This is a genomic window from Pseudocolwellia sp. AS88, assembly GCF_030551755.1.
Taxonomy (GTDB): domain Bacteria; phylum Pseudomonadota; class Gammaproteobacteria; order Enterobacterales; family Alteromonadaceae; genus Pseudocolwellia.
In genome coordinates this window covers 303,435-318,220 of sequence record NZ_JAUPEC010000001.1, presented here as the reverse complement: position 1 = coordinate 318,220, position 14,786 = coordinate 303,435, and the positions used below count along the sequence as shown (strand labels likewise).

10 protein-coding genes are annotated in these 14,786 nt (G+C 36.4%); 6 read left to right on the top strand and 4 right to left on the bottom strand.

What is annotated here, in order from left to right; all coding sequences use genetic code 11:
* Window positions 1-16: 16 nt before the first annotated feature.
* The 3 genes from Q5N69_RS01320 to Q5N69_RS01310 all read right to left on the bottom strand — a co-directional run bounded on the left by Q5N69_RS01320 (window position 17) and on the right by Q5N69_RS01310 (window position 3,884).
* The gene (locus Q5N69_RS01320) at window positions 17-1,048 is read right to left on the bottom strand and encodes a glycoside hydrolase family 43 protein (RefSeq protein ID WP_304366976.1); all 1,032 of its coding nucleotides are present in this window, start codon (window positions 1,046-1,048) and stop codon (window positions 17-19) included.
* 316 nt (window positions 1,049-1,364) lie between these two features.
* Complete coding sequence (locus Q5N69_RS01315; RefSeq protein ID WP_304366885.1) at window positions 1,365-2,819, bottom strand: sugar porter family MFS transporter; 1,455 nt, start codon at window positions 2,817-2,819, stop codon at window positions 1,365-1,367.
* A gap of 96 nt (window positions 2,820-2,915) precedes the next feature.
* Window positions 2,916-3,884 (bottom strand): Gfo/Idh/MocA family protein, encoded by a 969-nt coding sequence (locus tag Q5N69_RS01310; RefSeq protein ID WP_304366884.1) that lies wholly within the window; start codon window positions 3,882-3,884, stop codon window positions 2,916-2,918.
* A 190-nt stretch (window positions 3,885-4,074) separates the two neighbouring features.
* On the opposite strand from Q5N69_RS01310, the gene Q5N69_RS01305 reads away from it, so the two are divergent.
* Window positions 4,075-4,857, top strand: a complete 783-nt coding sequence (locus tag Q5N69_RS01305) for a ThuA domain-containing protein (RefSeq protein ID WP_304366882.1) — start codon at window positions 4,075-4,077, stop codon at window positions 4,855-4,857.
* A 258-nt stretch (window positions 4,858-5,115) separates the two neighbouring features.
* A complete protein-coding gene (locus Q5N69_RS01300) occupies window positions 5,116-5,511 on the top strand; it encodes a universal stress protein (protein WP_304366880.1) in 396 nt (131 codons plus the stop codon).
* 75 nt (window positions 5,512-5,586) lie between these two features.
* Here the strand turns inward: Q5N69_RS01300 and Q5N69_RS01295 are convergent, their stop codons facing one another.
* The gene (locus Q5N69_RS01295; RefSeq protein WP_304366878.1) at window positions 5,587-6,213 is read right to left on the bottom strand and encodes an isoprenylcysteine carboxylmethyltransferase family protein; all 627 of its coding nucleotides are present in this window, start codon (window positions 6,211-6,213) and stop codon (window positions 5,587-5,589) included.
* Between the two features lie 468 nt (window positions 6,214-6,681).
* Here Q5N69_RS01295 and Q5N69_RS01290 point away from each other — a divergent pair, with 468 nt between their 5' ends.
* The 4 genes from Q5N69_RS01290 to xylA all read left to right on the top strand — a co-directional run bounded on the left by Q5N69_RS01290 (window position 6,682) and on the right by xylA (window position 14,758).
* Window positions 6,682-7,809 carry an alpha/beta hydrolase gene (locus Q5N69_RS01290; protein WP_304366876.1) on the top strand — a complete coding sequence of 376 codons (1,128 nt, stop codon included), beginning with the start codon at window positions 6,682-6,684 and terminating at the stop codon, window positions 7,807-7,809.
* Window positions 7,810-8,265: 456 nt separating this feature from the next.
* Window positions 8,266-11,286, top strand: a complete 3,021-nt coding sequence (locus Q5N69_RS01285) for an endo-1,4-beta-xylanase (RefSeq protein ID WP_304366874.1) — start codon at window positions 8,266-8,268, stop codon at window positions 11,284-11,286.
* Window positions 11,287-11,915: 629 nt separating this feature from the next.
* On the top strand, window positions 11,916-13,373 hold the full coding sequence (gene xylB / locus Q5N69_RS01280; RefSeq protein WP_304366872.1) for a xylulokinase: 1,458 nt from the start codon (window positions 11,916-11,918) through the stop codon (window positions 13,371-13,373).
* Window positions 13,374-13,438: 65 nt separating this feature from the next.
* On the top strand, window positions 13,439-14,758 hold the full coding sequence (gene xylA, locus Q5N69_RS01275; protein ID WP_304366870.1) for a xylose isomerase: 1,320 nt from the start codon (window positions 13,439-13,441) through the stop codon (window positions 14,756-14,758).
* Window positions 14,759-14,786 lie beyond the last annotated feature (28 nt).

Here is a 14,786-nt window from a genome sequence, read left to right as displayed (position 1 = left end):
ATTTTATTAAAATAAATCATTCGCTGATCTCTCCCAAATAAGCATCAACTGTTTGAATAGTTCCGTCAGGGTTATGAATTAACTCAACCATTTTGATATTACGTAAATGGGTCTTTCCGCCACTTAGTGAAGTGTCATGAAAGAATAAATACCATTTACCTTCAAACTCTGCGATTGAGTGATGATTAGTCCAACCTAAAACCGGCTCAAGTACTTTGCCTTTCCAAGTAAATGGTCCGTATGGGCTTTTTGATGTGCCGTATTGAATAAATCGAGAATGACCTGTTGAATAACTAAAATAGTAGGTGTCTTTAATTTTATGTACCCAAGCAGCTTCAAAAAACTTGCGCTCAAAGTCACCTTGTAGAATAGGTTTTCCAAATTCATCTTGGAGCACAACGTCTTGTAATGGTTGCGCTAAGCTTTTCATGTCGGCATTTAACTTAGCGATTTTAGGCATGTAAACAGGTTCGTTATCAGCAGGGTATTTGTCTTCTTCTATGTAACTGCCTGTTTGCCAACGTTGTAATTGTCCTCCCATAATGCCGCCAACGTATAAATAATATGACCCGTCGTCATCTTGAAATACTGACGGGTCAATACTGTAAGCATTTTCAATTGGTTCAGCTTCTGGCACAAATGGCCCTGTTGGCGTATCGGCAGTTGCTACACCTATTCTAAAAATGTCGTCTTTGTCTTTAGCTGGAAAATATAAATAATACTTACCATCTTTTTCGGCAGCATCTGGCGCCCACATTTGTTTTGTTGCCCAAGGAACTTGATCTACATGTAATGCTTGTCCGTGATCAATAACTTTAGGTTGAGTGTTTTCATTCACTTCATCAATTGAGAAGACGTGATAATCGCGCATATCAAAATGTCCGCCAGACGAGTTTCTAACCACACCACTTTCAATATCGTGAGACGGATAAATATATAACTTACCGTTAAACACATGAGCAGAAGGATCTGCCGTATACATATGCGTAACTAGCGGTTGTTGAGGAAACAAGGCTTCAGGCAGGTGTGTTTTAAGCTGATGATGCATGCTTTTATTATGTGCGTTATCAGCTTTATCTAGAGGTTTTTCAGTGCTTATCTCGTTTGAATTAACACTCAAACTTATTGTTAACGCTAATGTTACTCCAACAACAACTTTAACTGGAATAGAATTTATAACTGATTGAGATAAAACGGCTATTTTATTCGTTGGCTTAACGGAATGTTTTTCAATTTTCATAAGTTTCTCCGATTTTTGGGCGAAAAAATCTAGTAAGACATAAAAGTGAATTTACTCATTTTTATGTCTTACTAAGTTATTTACTAAGTATTTTTAAAGGTTGATAAAGCTTTTCAAAAAGAGGTTATAAGCCATCCATTTGTTCTAGCTCTTTACCTTTGGTTTCGTTCACAAATTTAAGAACGAAGATAACTGAAAGGCCAGCAAACAGAGCATAAAAGCTATATGCTGCAGCTAAGCCAATTGAACCTAGCATGATAGGAAACATCATGGTTACAGCGAAGTTGGCTGTCCATTGAGTAAAACCACTTACTGCTAAACCTAAGCCGCGTACTTGGTTAGGGAACATTTCACCGAGCAATACCCACATTACCGGGCCCCATGAAAGGTTGAAAAAGAACACATAAGCATTTGCTGAAACTAATGCAACAACACCCATAGAGCCTAAAATTAAGTTACCTGATGCATCTATATCTGCAGTCATGAAAGATGTAACTAAAGTAGCTAGCGTTATGGTCATCCCGATTGAACCAATAAGTAGTAAAGGTTTTCTGCCTATTTTGTCGATGTAATACATAGTGATAAAACATGCGGCAATACTTACACCACCACTTAATATGTTAATCAGTAAGGCGTCTGACTCTGAAAAACCAACAGCTTGCCATAAGATTGCGCCGTAATAGAAAACAACATTAATACCCACAAGCTGCTGTAGTGTTGCTAAACCAAGACCAACCCAAACAACTTTGCGAACTCCACCCGTTTTTTTATTTAATAAGTCTTTAAAGGTAGGTTGATGATTATGTTCGTTGAATGACGCTTGAATTTCGCTAAGCTTACTTTGCGCGTACTCTGTACCATATAAACGTTTAAGAACAGCTAAAGCCTGATCGTCACGTTGTTTTAATACTAAAAAACGCGGGCTTTCCGGTATAAATAATAAAGCGAATAAAAAGATCAAAGCAGGCAATAATTCTATCCAGAACATCCAACGCCAAGCTTCAAAGTTCATCCATAAAACTGCCGTTGAAACACCAGCAATATCAGCTAAATAATAGTTACTAACAAACGCCGAAAACAAACCAGAAATAATAGCCACTTGCTGAATAGTTGTTAACGTACCGCGATACTTAGCAGGTGCAATTTCACTGATATAAGCAGGCGCTAAAACAGACGCAGCACCTACAGCAAAACCACCAATAATACGGTAAATAACAAACTCAAAAGAGGTAACCGAAACACCTGAGCCATAAGCACTAACGATGAATAATATTGCGGTAATAATCAGAATAGTTTTACGACCTAATTTATCGGCCAAACTACCAGCAACAAATGCACCTATAGCACAACCGAGTAACATACTCGCTACGTTAAAGCCTGTGCCTACACTATCTGAATTAAAGGCTAATCTTAGACCGTCAACCGTACCGTTAATTACGCCACTGTCGAACCCAAATAAAAAACCACCTATGGTTGCTACAACACAAATTAAAAAGATAAATAGCTTATTTTCTTTCATCGTAACTTCTACATCGACAAGGTTTTCAGCACCATTAGCCGTTTGATTATTGTTTAACATTTAAATATCCCCGATCGTTAATCGATCTATTTTTATACTTTTGTAATTATTATTAGCGGCTTATAGCGCCAGCTTGTTTTTATGATTGATTTATTTCTACTTTTTATATGTACTTTTAATGGCTTCCATTTGTTTTTGTAATTGTTGGCTAACTGCGTGAGTCATATTTGGATGTTCTAACTTATGAGCTAAAACTGCTTCACCCGCTGCTTGTGCTTCATAATTTAAACCGATACTTTGTCGGTTATCTTGGAAGCTATCAACTAAATCGTCTGAATGATATAGCTCGCAACTTTTAGCTCGCCAAAAATCTGGAATAACCACTGAGCCTTTTTCACCAATAATAATAGCCCAATTATGTAGCTTGCATTGAAACGATGTGCCTAAAGTAAGATGTACATCACCAGCGTTTGCTAACATCACTAAATCATCTTCAACGCCATTAGGTGCAAACTGTGGTTTAACATAAAAGTTGTCTAGCTCAGCATCTGTAAATAAAGTTGAAATAGCTAAAGGATAAATGCCCATATCTAACAAACAACCGCCAGCTAAGTCTTCTCTGTAAACTCGAGACTCTAATTGATAAGGCATTGGATAACCAAAGTCAGCTTTTATCTGTTTAACTTTACCAATACGCCCTTCAGTTACCCACTGTTGTGCTTTAACAATGGCAGGTAAAAAGTATGTCCACATAGCTTCCATTAAAAACAATTGCTTTTGTTTCGCTAAATCAAATAATTGCTGACTTTCTTCACTGCTTACAGTGATAGGCTTTTCACAAAGAACATGTTTACCCGCCATTAAAGCGTCACGTACATTCTCAAAATGAAAATTATGTGGAGTGGCTACATAAATAATATCGACATTTGGATCATCATAAACAGATTGGTAATCAGCGTAAGCATTGGAAATGTTAAATTTGTCAGCAAAAGCATGTGCGCTTTCTATATTTCTTGAACCTACAGCAACAAGCTCTCCGTTATCAACAAAAGTCATATCAGCGCAAAAGTCACTGGCTATATTGCCTGTACTGATAATACCCCAACGTAATTTTTCACCTTGCATACTCATTTCCTCTGCTGCACATAAATAGAACTTCAATATATAACTCAAGTAAGCGTTAAGCTAAGATCTTGAGAATATATTTTTTAATTATTAACAATGACTTGATTTTAAAGCCATGTTATTGTCAAAACAACTATAACATTTTTTATTAAATATAAAACAGAAAATAAATCATAAGGTGTTAAAAAATATGAAAACAAGTGCGATAAAAATTCAATGTAGAATACTCGTCTTTATGTTTGTGAGCCTGTTTTCAGCAGTAACAGTAGCTCAACAATTTAACGTATTACTTTTTACTAAAACTAGTGGCTGGCACCATAAAGCGATACCTGCTGGTGTAGCTAATATTGAAGCACTAGCCAAAGAACATCACTTTAATATGGTATGGCATGAAGAAGCTTCGTACTTTAATGATAAGTTTTTAGCTGATATAGATGTGGTTATATTTATGATGACCACAGGTGATGTGCTTAACCAAGAACAACAAGCAGCTTTTAAGCGTTATATACAATCAGGTAAAGGTTTTGTGGGGATTCACAGCGCTTCAGATACTGAATACGAGTGGCCTTGGTTTCACAAACTAGTTGGCAGAACTTTTGTTATTCATCCTGAAGTTCAAACCGCAAGGCTACAAGTGGTGAACACCAAATTTCCAGGAATGAACCAAGTCCCTAATAATAGTTTATGGACAGATGAATGGTACGATTTTGGCGATGAAAACAGTGAAAATTTAAACTACCTGTTAACGGTTAATGAAAACAGCTATAGCACTCACTCTGATTGGGGAAATGGGAGAACAGGAAATGGCATGGGAGAGTTCCACCCTATCGCTTGGTATCAAAACTTTGATGGCGGGCGTTCATTTTACACAGCTTTAGGTCACATAAACGCTGTTCATAACAATCCTATTTTTAAACAACATTTGTACGGCGGAATATATTGGGCTGCGACAGGTAAAGGTATACTGGAATAAGCCTTAACTTCAATTACAGCTAAATACTTAGATATAGATCAAATCTATAACAAATTTTTCTTCTATTACCTTTCTAAAGCTTTAGCTATATGAAATAGTAAAGGTTATTGTTATTTATTATAAAAAGTGAACAACATAAGAGCGCATTATTAGTTTAAAGTGTTTTAAGCAAAACTGTTTTTCGAGTCTATAATTTATAAATAGCTTAACTCGAACTAGGGTTAAATAAATACCAACAAAAATTATTTAAGGATGTCTATGTATAAAACGATTATTTGCGCAATAGAGGCGAGTAAAGAAGGTGAAGCGGTACTTGCAAAAGCACAAGAATTTGCACTTTTATGTAATGCTAAATTGTTTGTTACTCATATTATTCCTTATGCTTTGCTGCCTAAAGATTATCAAAAAGAATTGAAAGAAAAAACATTACCTAAAATGGAAGCCATTACAGAAAGCTTGGGTATTCCAAAGAAAAATGTATCGGTTAAGTTTGGTAAACCATATGAGCAAATTTGTTTGTTGGCTGAGAAGGAAGAAGCTGACTTAATTATGTTAGGTACACATTCAAAAAAAGGCATTCAAGCGCTCATAGGCTCTACGGCTAATGGTGTGGCTAATTATGCAAAATGTGATGTAACCTTATTAAGAATTTAATCATGGGTATAGATAGGAAACTATTGTCATTATAGTTTCCTTTACCTCTGCACTTTTAATTCCTTCTTATACCCACTATAACCAGCGACGAACATCTGTAGCATAAGTTTTATATTCATTAGCAAATACATTTGTTAAATGCTGCTCTTCCGCAATAATTTGTCTGTGCAACATAACCACACCAATCAATAAACAAATTAAAGTAAATAGCGATGGTAAAGCCAAAAAGAAACCCAGTTGAGAAAATGCTACACATACAAAAATAGGATTACGTGAACGCCTAAAGTACCCATCAGTAATAAGCTGTTTAGGACCTGTATTATCAATACCTGAACGCCACTTATTACCCATACTTAAATGAATTACAACTGTCATCCCAAAACCAACGGTCATAAAAACAATACCAACAAAGATAACAGGAAAGGTTTGTAGAGGCGTCAACATAACGAGATAAGTATCTATACCTTCAAAAAACACTCGGCTTAAACATATCAACAATATGCTTGCTCTAAAAAAACGAAAGGTGAGATGATTCCACCAAGTAGAGCAAAAACGTTCACCTGGATGAACTAAATCCACCAATTGTTTTTTCTGAGTGACAATAATCTTTACGGTATAAAAAAGAGCAACACATGTGTAAAAAATTGCTAAATAAATACGAGCGAATTCAATAATTCCTGAAGGTGACTGAATAAAATCCATCGGTTATCCTTAACGTTGAACAGGCTTTAACCTAGTGCCTTGAATGAGAGTTAACTTTTAATGATATAAATGATAACAAAAAAAGAACCAACAATTTCAATAAAATAGATTAAGTTCTCAATTCTTTCAATAAGTATCGCGTAACCTAGTATCTAGCAGATCAATGAATTTACCAGGTAATAGCACATTCTTCTCGCCAAATGTTCAAAGGTTTGCTTTTTATAAAAACTGGCGGACAAAATCGATAACGGTAAATAGTTCAACAACTTTAAATTAAGACTCAATTATTATTAATCTTAATATGATTGAAATAAGTTTTTGTTACTGTAACCAGCTATTGTATTTTTGATACAGACATTAGATTATAGACCCATAGCGGATTAATAAAATCCTATCTGAACAAAAAACAAGAACACAAATAAAATCTATTCCAATAACTGATATTAAATACATTTTTACAGTTGCTGTATGGGAGATTTAAGCACTCAACACAGTGGTGATAATATGTATTTAATTACAAACAGAGTCATAAAAAAAGGCAAAGGCTTAAGTGTTTTTGGTAAAACACCGAGTCCTTTTGGTCCAAATGAATTACGTGCAATTGAAGTTTCGAAGAAAGGTACGGGCTGGTCAGCAGCAAGTGTCGACGATAAGCTATCAGTTGAAGAAGTAGAAAGACTCAAAAGCAAATATCATTTAAACATTGATACCTCTAAAGACTGGTACGGCTCGTTAACCGTCGCTTGTAACTTGTTTGATCAAGCTCGTACACAAGGTAAATCCATTCTATTTTTTGTCCATGGTTATAATAATGATGTAGGCGATGTATTAAAAACCGCTGAAGAAATTGAAAAATTATACAATGTGATTGTTGTACCTTTTACTTGGCCAGCTAATGGTGGTGGTGCTATTTCGGGTACAGCTTCATACCTTAGTGATAAATCTGACGCGCGAGCTTCATCTGGCGCGATTAATCGCTTTGTAGGAAAGATCAGCTATTATCATGCCCTGCTTACCGAAGCTTCATTAACTGAAATTAGAAGCAAAGTAGATGCTAAGTATCACGATAATGCTAACCCTATGGCAGCCGCTTCTCTTTACAGCGAGCTTGTTAATAAATCTTGTGTCGTTAAAATAAATTTACTTTGTCACAGTATGGGTAATTATTTGCTGAAACATTCGTTAATGACCAGTGACAATGCCACTTCTGAACTAGTCTTTGATAATATCTGCCTTGTTGCTGCAGATACCAATAATGAAAATCATGCTCACTGGGTTCAAAGTCTTGATGTACGTAAACGTGTGTATATTGTGATTAACGAAGACGATTCCGCCTTGAAAGCTTCAAGAATTAAACCAGGAAAACAGCAACAGGCACGTTTGGGTCATTATCTTAAAAAATTGGACAGTGATAATGCCGTGTATATAGACGTTACTGAAGCTGAGGCAGTAGATTCAGAACACAGCTACTTTAAAGGAAGTAGTGTCAATAAAAATGCCAAACTCAAAGCTATTTTCAACCAAATGTTTAACGGACAAACAGTCGAAAGAGATTTGGAATATATCAGCAGTATTAATTGTTATCGCTTAATTTAAATGCGTAGCAATAAGTTAAAACGCTTAATTTGAACCCTGAACTTGCTATATTGAAATAACTTAATTAACTCTAATCTATTCAATTAATGCCAGTTCAGCGGATCAACTTTTATAAACTTGTTTATAGTTCAGCTAAATATTTAACTTTTTAATAACATACTCATTCTTAAAGTATTTATGCTTTTTAAAACCCATCTATATACCATTTAATTCAGTTACTTACCTAAAAAACCCAATACAGTTTTTTGCTTTAAATTCCACTAAAAACATCACCAGACTGTTTATTTAATCTGTATTTAAATAATTAATTCTATTGTGAACACAAATCAAATAGTCTATTTTACAATTAGGTTATAGTTATTTTGACTCAAACCTAGTTGAACATAAATACAATAAATAAAAAGTTACTTTTCTAAAAGTAACAACATCATAACTAATGTATTTCAGGAAATATAAATGAACATAATCAATAACAAAATTAAGCTCTTTAAGCCTAACGCATTAAAGGCAGCACTATTCGTGACTCCAGCGTTATTATTATCTGCTTGTGATGATGATAAAAAGCAACCAACACCACCAGCAGTTACTCCGCCTGTTGTAGAACAACCTTCCGTTGAAGAGCCGCCTACTCCACCTCAGCCACTAATAACTAATTTAGTTGAAGCGGCAAATGTAGCCAATAAAAGAGTGGGAGCAGCAGTTAGTAATGGTGTTTTAAATAATAATGAAACAGATTACATCAATATCCTTAAAGCTGAATTTAACTACATCACACCAGAAAATATCGGTAAATGGGGCTCTATACAAAAATCAACATCGGATGTTTGGGACTTTAGTGCATTAGACAGCATGATAGCTTTTGCTGAAGAAAATGAGATGGCATTTAAAGGTCATGCATTAGTTTGGCATCGCCAAGCACCAAATTTTGTCAATAGTGATGTAACACCTGAAGAATTAACTACTTTGATCAATGCACACATTGATGCCTTAGCTCCTCGTTACAGCGGACAAATATATGCGTGGGATGTTGCAAACGAAGTCATGGGTGATGATGCTAATTATCGTGACTCTGTATTCTTTGAAAAGCTAAATAAAAACTATATTGCTGACTCTTTTATCAGAGCTCACGCAGCAGATCCAGAAGCAAAGTTGTTCTACAACGATTACAGCATAGATAACATCAATGCAAAGTCTGCTGCTGTGTTCACTATGATTACTGAATTAGTTAATGCTGAAGTACCTATTGATGGTGTTGGTTTTCAAATGCATTTAGATGCGTCAAATGCTCCATCAACCCAGCAAATGACAGATAACTTTCAGCGTTTTGTAGATTTAGATTTAGACGTAAACATTAGTGAAATTGATGTACGTTTATCTTCTTTGCCTTGGGATCAAGTGACTAAACTTGCGATTCAGCAACAGGTATACCATCGTGCCGTTAATGCATGTATGAATATAGAACGTTGTGACGCCGTTACTGTTTGGGGCTTTACAGACAAATACAGCTGGATTGATGGTGAATTTGGTCCAGATGATCCACTTTTATATACAGCTGAATACGAAAGAAAGCCCGCTTACTATGCCTTAGCTGATGGTTTTGTTGGAATTGCAGCTGATGCTTCAGGTGTTATGCCAAACTTAATTGCTAATGGTAACTTCGAAATTGCCACAGATGGCTGGACAACGTTAGATGAAACAGCCTTAAGAACAACTATTGCCCAAAAGAATGGTATTACTTCTCTTATCGCTTCATCCACGGATACAAGCAAAGCCACAGCAAGTATTGATATTACCACTCTACTTAAAGCAAACAACGTATACGACGTTGAAGCTTGGGTAATGTTGGCTAATGAAACAACGCTAGAAAGCTCAGTCAATGTAATCCTTGAATGTTTAGATGAAGAAGCCCAAACAATTGTTGTTAACTCAGCTGTTGCAGTTAATACAGAATTTACTCAGTTAGCTGGTACGTTAACAATAGCTGAATGTGACTTTGTAGCAGCAACCCTAGTAATTGAAGGACCTGCAGCTAATGAAGACATTTACATAGATGCAGTAAGTCTTCGTCCACAAGCTTTATTGCCTGATACCGAAGGTTTCAGCGACAACATTTTAGCTAACAGCGACTTTGAAGTTGATGCTTCGGGCTGGGAAGGTTACGACTCTTCTGAAGTTGCAATAACAACCACCAAAGTATTTGCAGGTACACAAAGTTTAGTGGGTACTTCACGTACTCAAGAATACCAAGGGCCATCAACTAACATTTTAAATTTGGTTGAGTCAGGTGCGACTTATCAATTGTTTGCCAGAACTGCCATTAGTGAAGGTTCGGCTCAAGTAAAAGCAACCATAAGTGCAACTTGTTCAGATGGTGTTAAGTACTTAGGTACAGGCGCGGTAGAATCTAGCGCTACAGATTGGGCTTTATTAGCAGGAGAAGTTACCTTACCTAATTGTGCAATGAGCGACGCTATTCTTTATTTTGAAGGGCCTGCTGTAGGTATCGACATTTATGTTGATAATGTAACCTTTCATAAAGAAGAAAAAAATCTTGGTCCTAATTTAGTAAGTAATAACGACTTTGAAGAAAACACCGAAGGTTGGTCAGTTTGGGGCGGTACTTTAGCTAGCTCAACAAACTATGCTAATACTGGAAATAGCAGTGCTTTACATAGCGATAGAACCGGTACTTGGCAAGGACCTGTATTTAATTTACAGCCTTATGCTGAAACAGGAAAAACTTACGAAATTACCACTTATGCACGTATTGAAAATGCAGCAGAAGATCTAATAAACATTACACTAAAAACATTATGTGAAGGTGATACAGAAGAAGATGCTTCTTACTCTCAACATGGAACTATAACAGCAACTAATGGTGATTGGACTAAGTTAACAGGTAGTTTAGTTTTACCTAACTGTAACCTTGTAAGTGCCGATGTTTACTTTGATGGACCTGCTATAGGTGTAGATATTTATATTGATAGCGTTTCTATTACGAGTGAAGTCACTGTAGACCCAGATAATCTATTTACCAATTCAACATTTGAATCAGGTGTAAATGGTTGGGCAACCTGGGGAGCAAATATCGAGGAAAGTACTGACTTTGCTCACACAGGTGAAAAATCTGCACTAGTGAATTCTCGTGCAAATAACTGGCACGGACCTGTGTATGATTTTTTTGGTACAGGTACAGCAAATACCACTTATGATATGAGTGGTTGGATAAGAGTTGCTGGATCTGAAAGCGAAGATATTAGTGTTAACATAAAGCAAACTTGTGAAGGTGAAGAAGCACTGTATGTTGATGCCGGTCCAGCCGTTACTGTCTCAAATAGTGAATGGACTGAAGTGAGCGGAACTTTTACTACTCCTGATTGTAACTTAACAGAATTGTCTGTGTATTTTTCTAACGCCGCTGTCGGTGTTGATATGTACTTAGACGACGCCCTAATTAAGCTTGCTGCTGTAGAATAAATAGTAACGCGATTTATAAAGGGATTAAGGTAAATTCGTCTCAACAAAAACACCTATGGGCTGGCGTAAAACTAGCCCATATTTATCAGTAAAATTTTAGCTAACATCTATTTGCATACACTTATTAACCTACATTTATTAACTATTAATATCTGCGGCCATGCTAACCTAATAATATTTCCAAACTCTATTACCTCGTAGCATCTCTATCGGCTTAGCTATTCTCCAAACATTACAAACTTTAGCTTAGTTCTACTCTCCTTTTTTGAAAATTTATTAATAGAAAACGTCTAAAACTGACTTATCACCTCCGCTCAAAATCATTTTTAAGACAATAAAATGTTAGCGCTATCTTAAAATCAACATAAAAAACCATTTTTATTTATAAATTCATATTTTTATTAGATGTAAAAATACAAAACATCATATTCACAAATTTAATAAGTACCAAAAGAAATAGTCAAATAAACAATGAGTTAGAGTTAAGTAAGCTAAAAAAGCTAATATAAAAGGTGTTAACAGACTAATCAAAGCTTAAATAATTACAGATCAAAGCATTGCCAAATGATTTTCTCGATGATAATGTTAGCGCTAACAAATAAACAAACATAATTCATTAGAGAGTTTTTATGTACTTGGGAATTGATTTAGGTACATCGGGTGTAAAAGTTATATTACTCGATAACAACGATAAGATTGTTGATCAAGCATCAGCATCATTAGAAGTTAGTCGCCCAGCACCGTTATGGTCTGAGCAAGAACCTAGTGATTGGTGGCAAGCAACTAACGACGCTATAGCAACATTAAAAACTAAAAACAGCGATGCGCTATCTTCGGTTGTAGCTATTGGCTTATCAGGTCAAATGCATGGTGCTACTTTACTCGACAATAACAACGCAATTATCCGCCCTGCCATTTTATGGAATGACGGACGCAGCGAAGCACAATGTAAAACCATTGAAGCACGCGAACCTAATACTCGCTCAATAACAGGCAACATTGCTATGCCTGGTTTTACTGCACCTAAGCTAGTTTGGTTAAAAGAAAATGAGCCAGAAAATTTTAACAAAGTCGCTAAAGTGTTATTACCTAAAGACTACTTACGCTTTTTAATGACAGGCGATTTTGCCTCAGATATGTCTGACAGTGCCGGTACGTTGTGGCTTGATGTTGAAAAAAGACAATGGTCTGAAAAAATGTTAGCGGCAACCGGCTTAACGGTTGAGCAAATGCCAGCGTTATTTGAAGGCACTGAAATTACAGGTCATCTAAATTCAGATATTGCTGAGCTATGGGGAATGAATCAAGTACCCGTAATTGCAGGTGGTGGCGACAATGCAGCTGGTGCAGCTGGTATTGGTGTTATCAACCCAAATGAAGCGTTTTTGTCATTAGGTACATCAGGTGTTTATTTCGTTGCTAACGAAACTTACAACCCAAATCCAGATAGTGCTGTTCATACTTTCTGCCATTGTATTCCTAATACTTGGCATCAAATGTCGGTGATTTTAAGTGCTGCAAGTTGTTTAACTTGGGTAACACAATTAACGGGCTTTAAAGATGAAAAAAGCTTGCTTGACGAAGTTGAAAAACTTGATTTCTCAGTGCCCTCTTCAGTGATCTTCTTACCTTACTTGTCTGGTGAACGTACTCCACACAACAATCCAAATGCCCAAGGTGTTTTCTTTGGCTTAGGCCATAACACTGACGCAGCTGAACTAGGTCGTGCAGTTTTAGAAGGCATAGCTTACGCATTTAACGATGGACAAGAAGCCTTAATGGCTGCTGGCACGCAAATCGATACAGTTTCAGTTATTGGTGGTGGATCTCGCAGCAAGTTATGGGGAAAAATTCTCGCTAGCGTATTAAACAAGCCATTAACTTATCGCAACGGTGGTGAAGTAGGTCCAGCATACGGTGCTGCACGCTTAGCTAAAGTTGGCGCAAATAAAGTAGATGCAAGTACGGTTTGTTTAGCGGGCGAAGTAGCTCATGTTATTGAACCTGACCAAGCAATGGCTGATTACTACCAAACACAAAAACGTAAATACCAACAACTTTACCTTAGCTTGAAAGAACATTTTTAAGCTGAACTTTTAATAAAACATTTTAAACAAAACAAATTAACAACTGATTTAATTAGGAGAACACCATGAGTGAACAATTTTTTAACAACGTAAACAAAATACAATTTGAAGGTGCTAACAGCACTAACCCACTAGCTTTCCGTCATTACGATGAAAACAAAATCGTACTTGGCAAAACGATGAAAGAACACTTACGTTTCGCTGCTTGTTACTGGCACAACTTTTGTTCAACAGGTTTTGATATTTTTGGTGAAGGTACATTTGACCGCCCTTGGATCCAACCTACGGGCAACCAATTACAACTTGCTGAACAAAAAGCTAAAGTTGCTTTTGAATTTTTCGAAAAACTAGGTGCTCCTTACTTTTGTTTCCATGATGCTGATATCGCTCCTGAAGGAAATTCTTTAAAAGAATTCCATTCAAACGTTAACCACATTGCTGACATTTTTGAAAAAGAAATGGACCGCACGGGTGTTAAATTACTTTGGGGTACAGCTAACTTATTCTCAAATGCACGTTTTTGTGCTGGTGGTTCAACTAACCCTAACCCTGATCTTTATGCTTATGCTGCTGCTCAAGTTAAGCATGCCATGGATGTTACTCATCGTTTAGGTGGTGAAAACTACGTACTTTGGGGCGGTCGTGAAGGTTACGATACATTATTAAACACTAACCTTAAGCAAGAAGGCGAGCAATATGCACGTTTCCTTAAAATGGTTATTGAACATAAAAACAAAATTGGTTTTAAAGGTAAGTTATTAATAGAGCCTAAGCCTCAAGAACCTACCAAGCATCAATACGATTACGATACAGCCACTGTTGCTGGTTTCTTACACAAGCACGGTATTGCTGGTGAAGTTCATGTAAACATTGAAGCTAACCATGCAACACTTGCTGGTCATAGTTTCCATCACGAAATTGCTGTTGCTTGTGCTGAAGGTGTTATGGGTAGTATTGATGCTAACCGTGGCGACATGCAAAATGGTTGGGATACAGATCAATTCCCTAACGATGTAGCTGAATGTACTTTAGTTATGTATGAAATTTTGAAAAATGGTGGTTTAGATACTGGCGGATTCAACTTTGATACTAAACTTCGTCGTCAATCATGTGAACGTGATGATTTATTCATTGGTCACATTGGCGGTATGGACACTATGGCTCAAGCATTAATGAACGCTGCTAAGTTAATTGAAGATGGTCCATTAACTCAATTTGTTGACGAGCGTTACGCTGGTTGGAAAGGTAAATTAGGTCAAAGCATCATGTCTGGTGAGCAAAGCCTAGAAAGTTTATCTAAGTTAGTACTTGAAGAAAACATTAACCCTAAACAGGTTTCTGGTCGTCAAGAACTACTTGAAAACATTGTTAACCGTTACGTTTAATACTTACTTAATGTAAGAACAAGTTGTA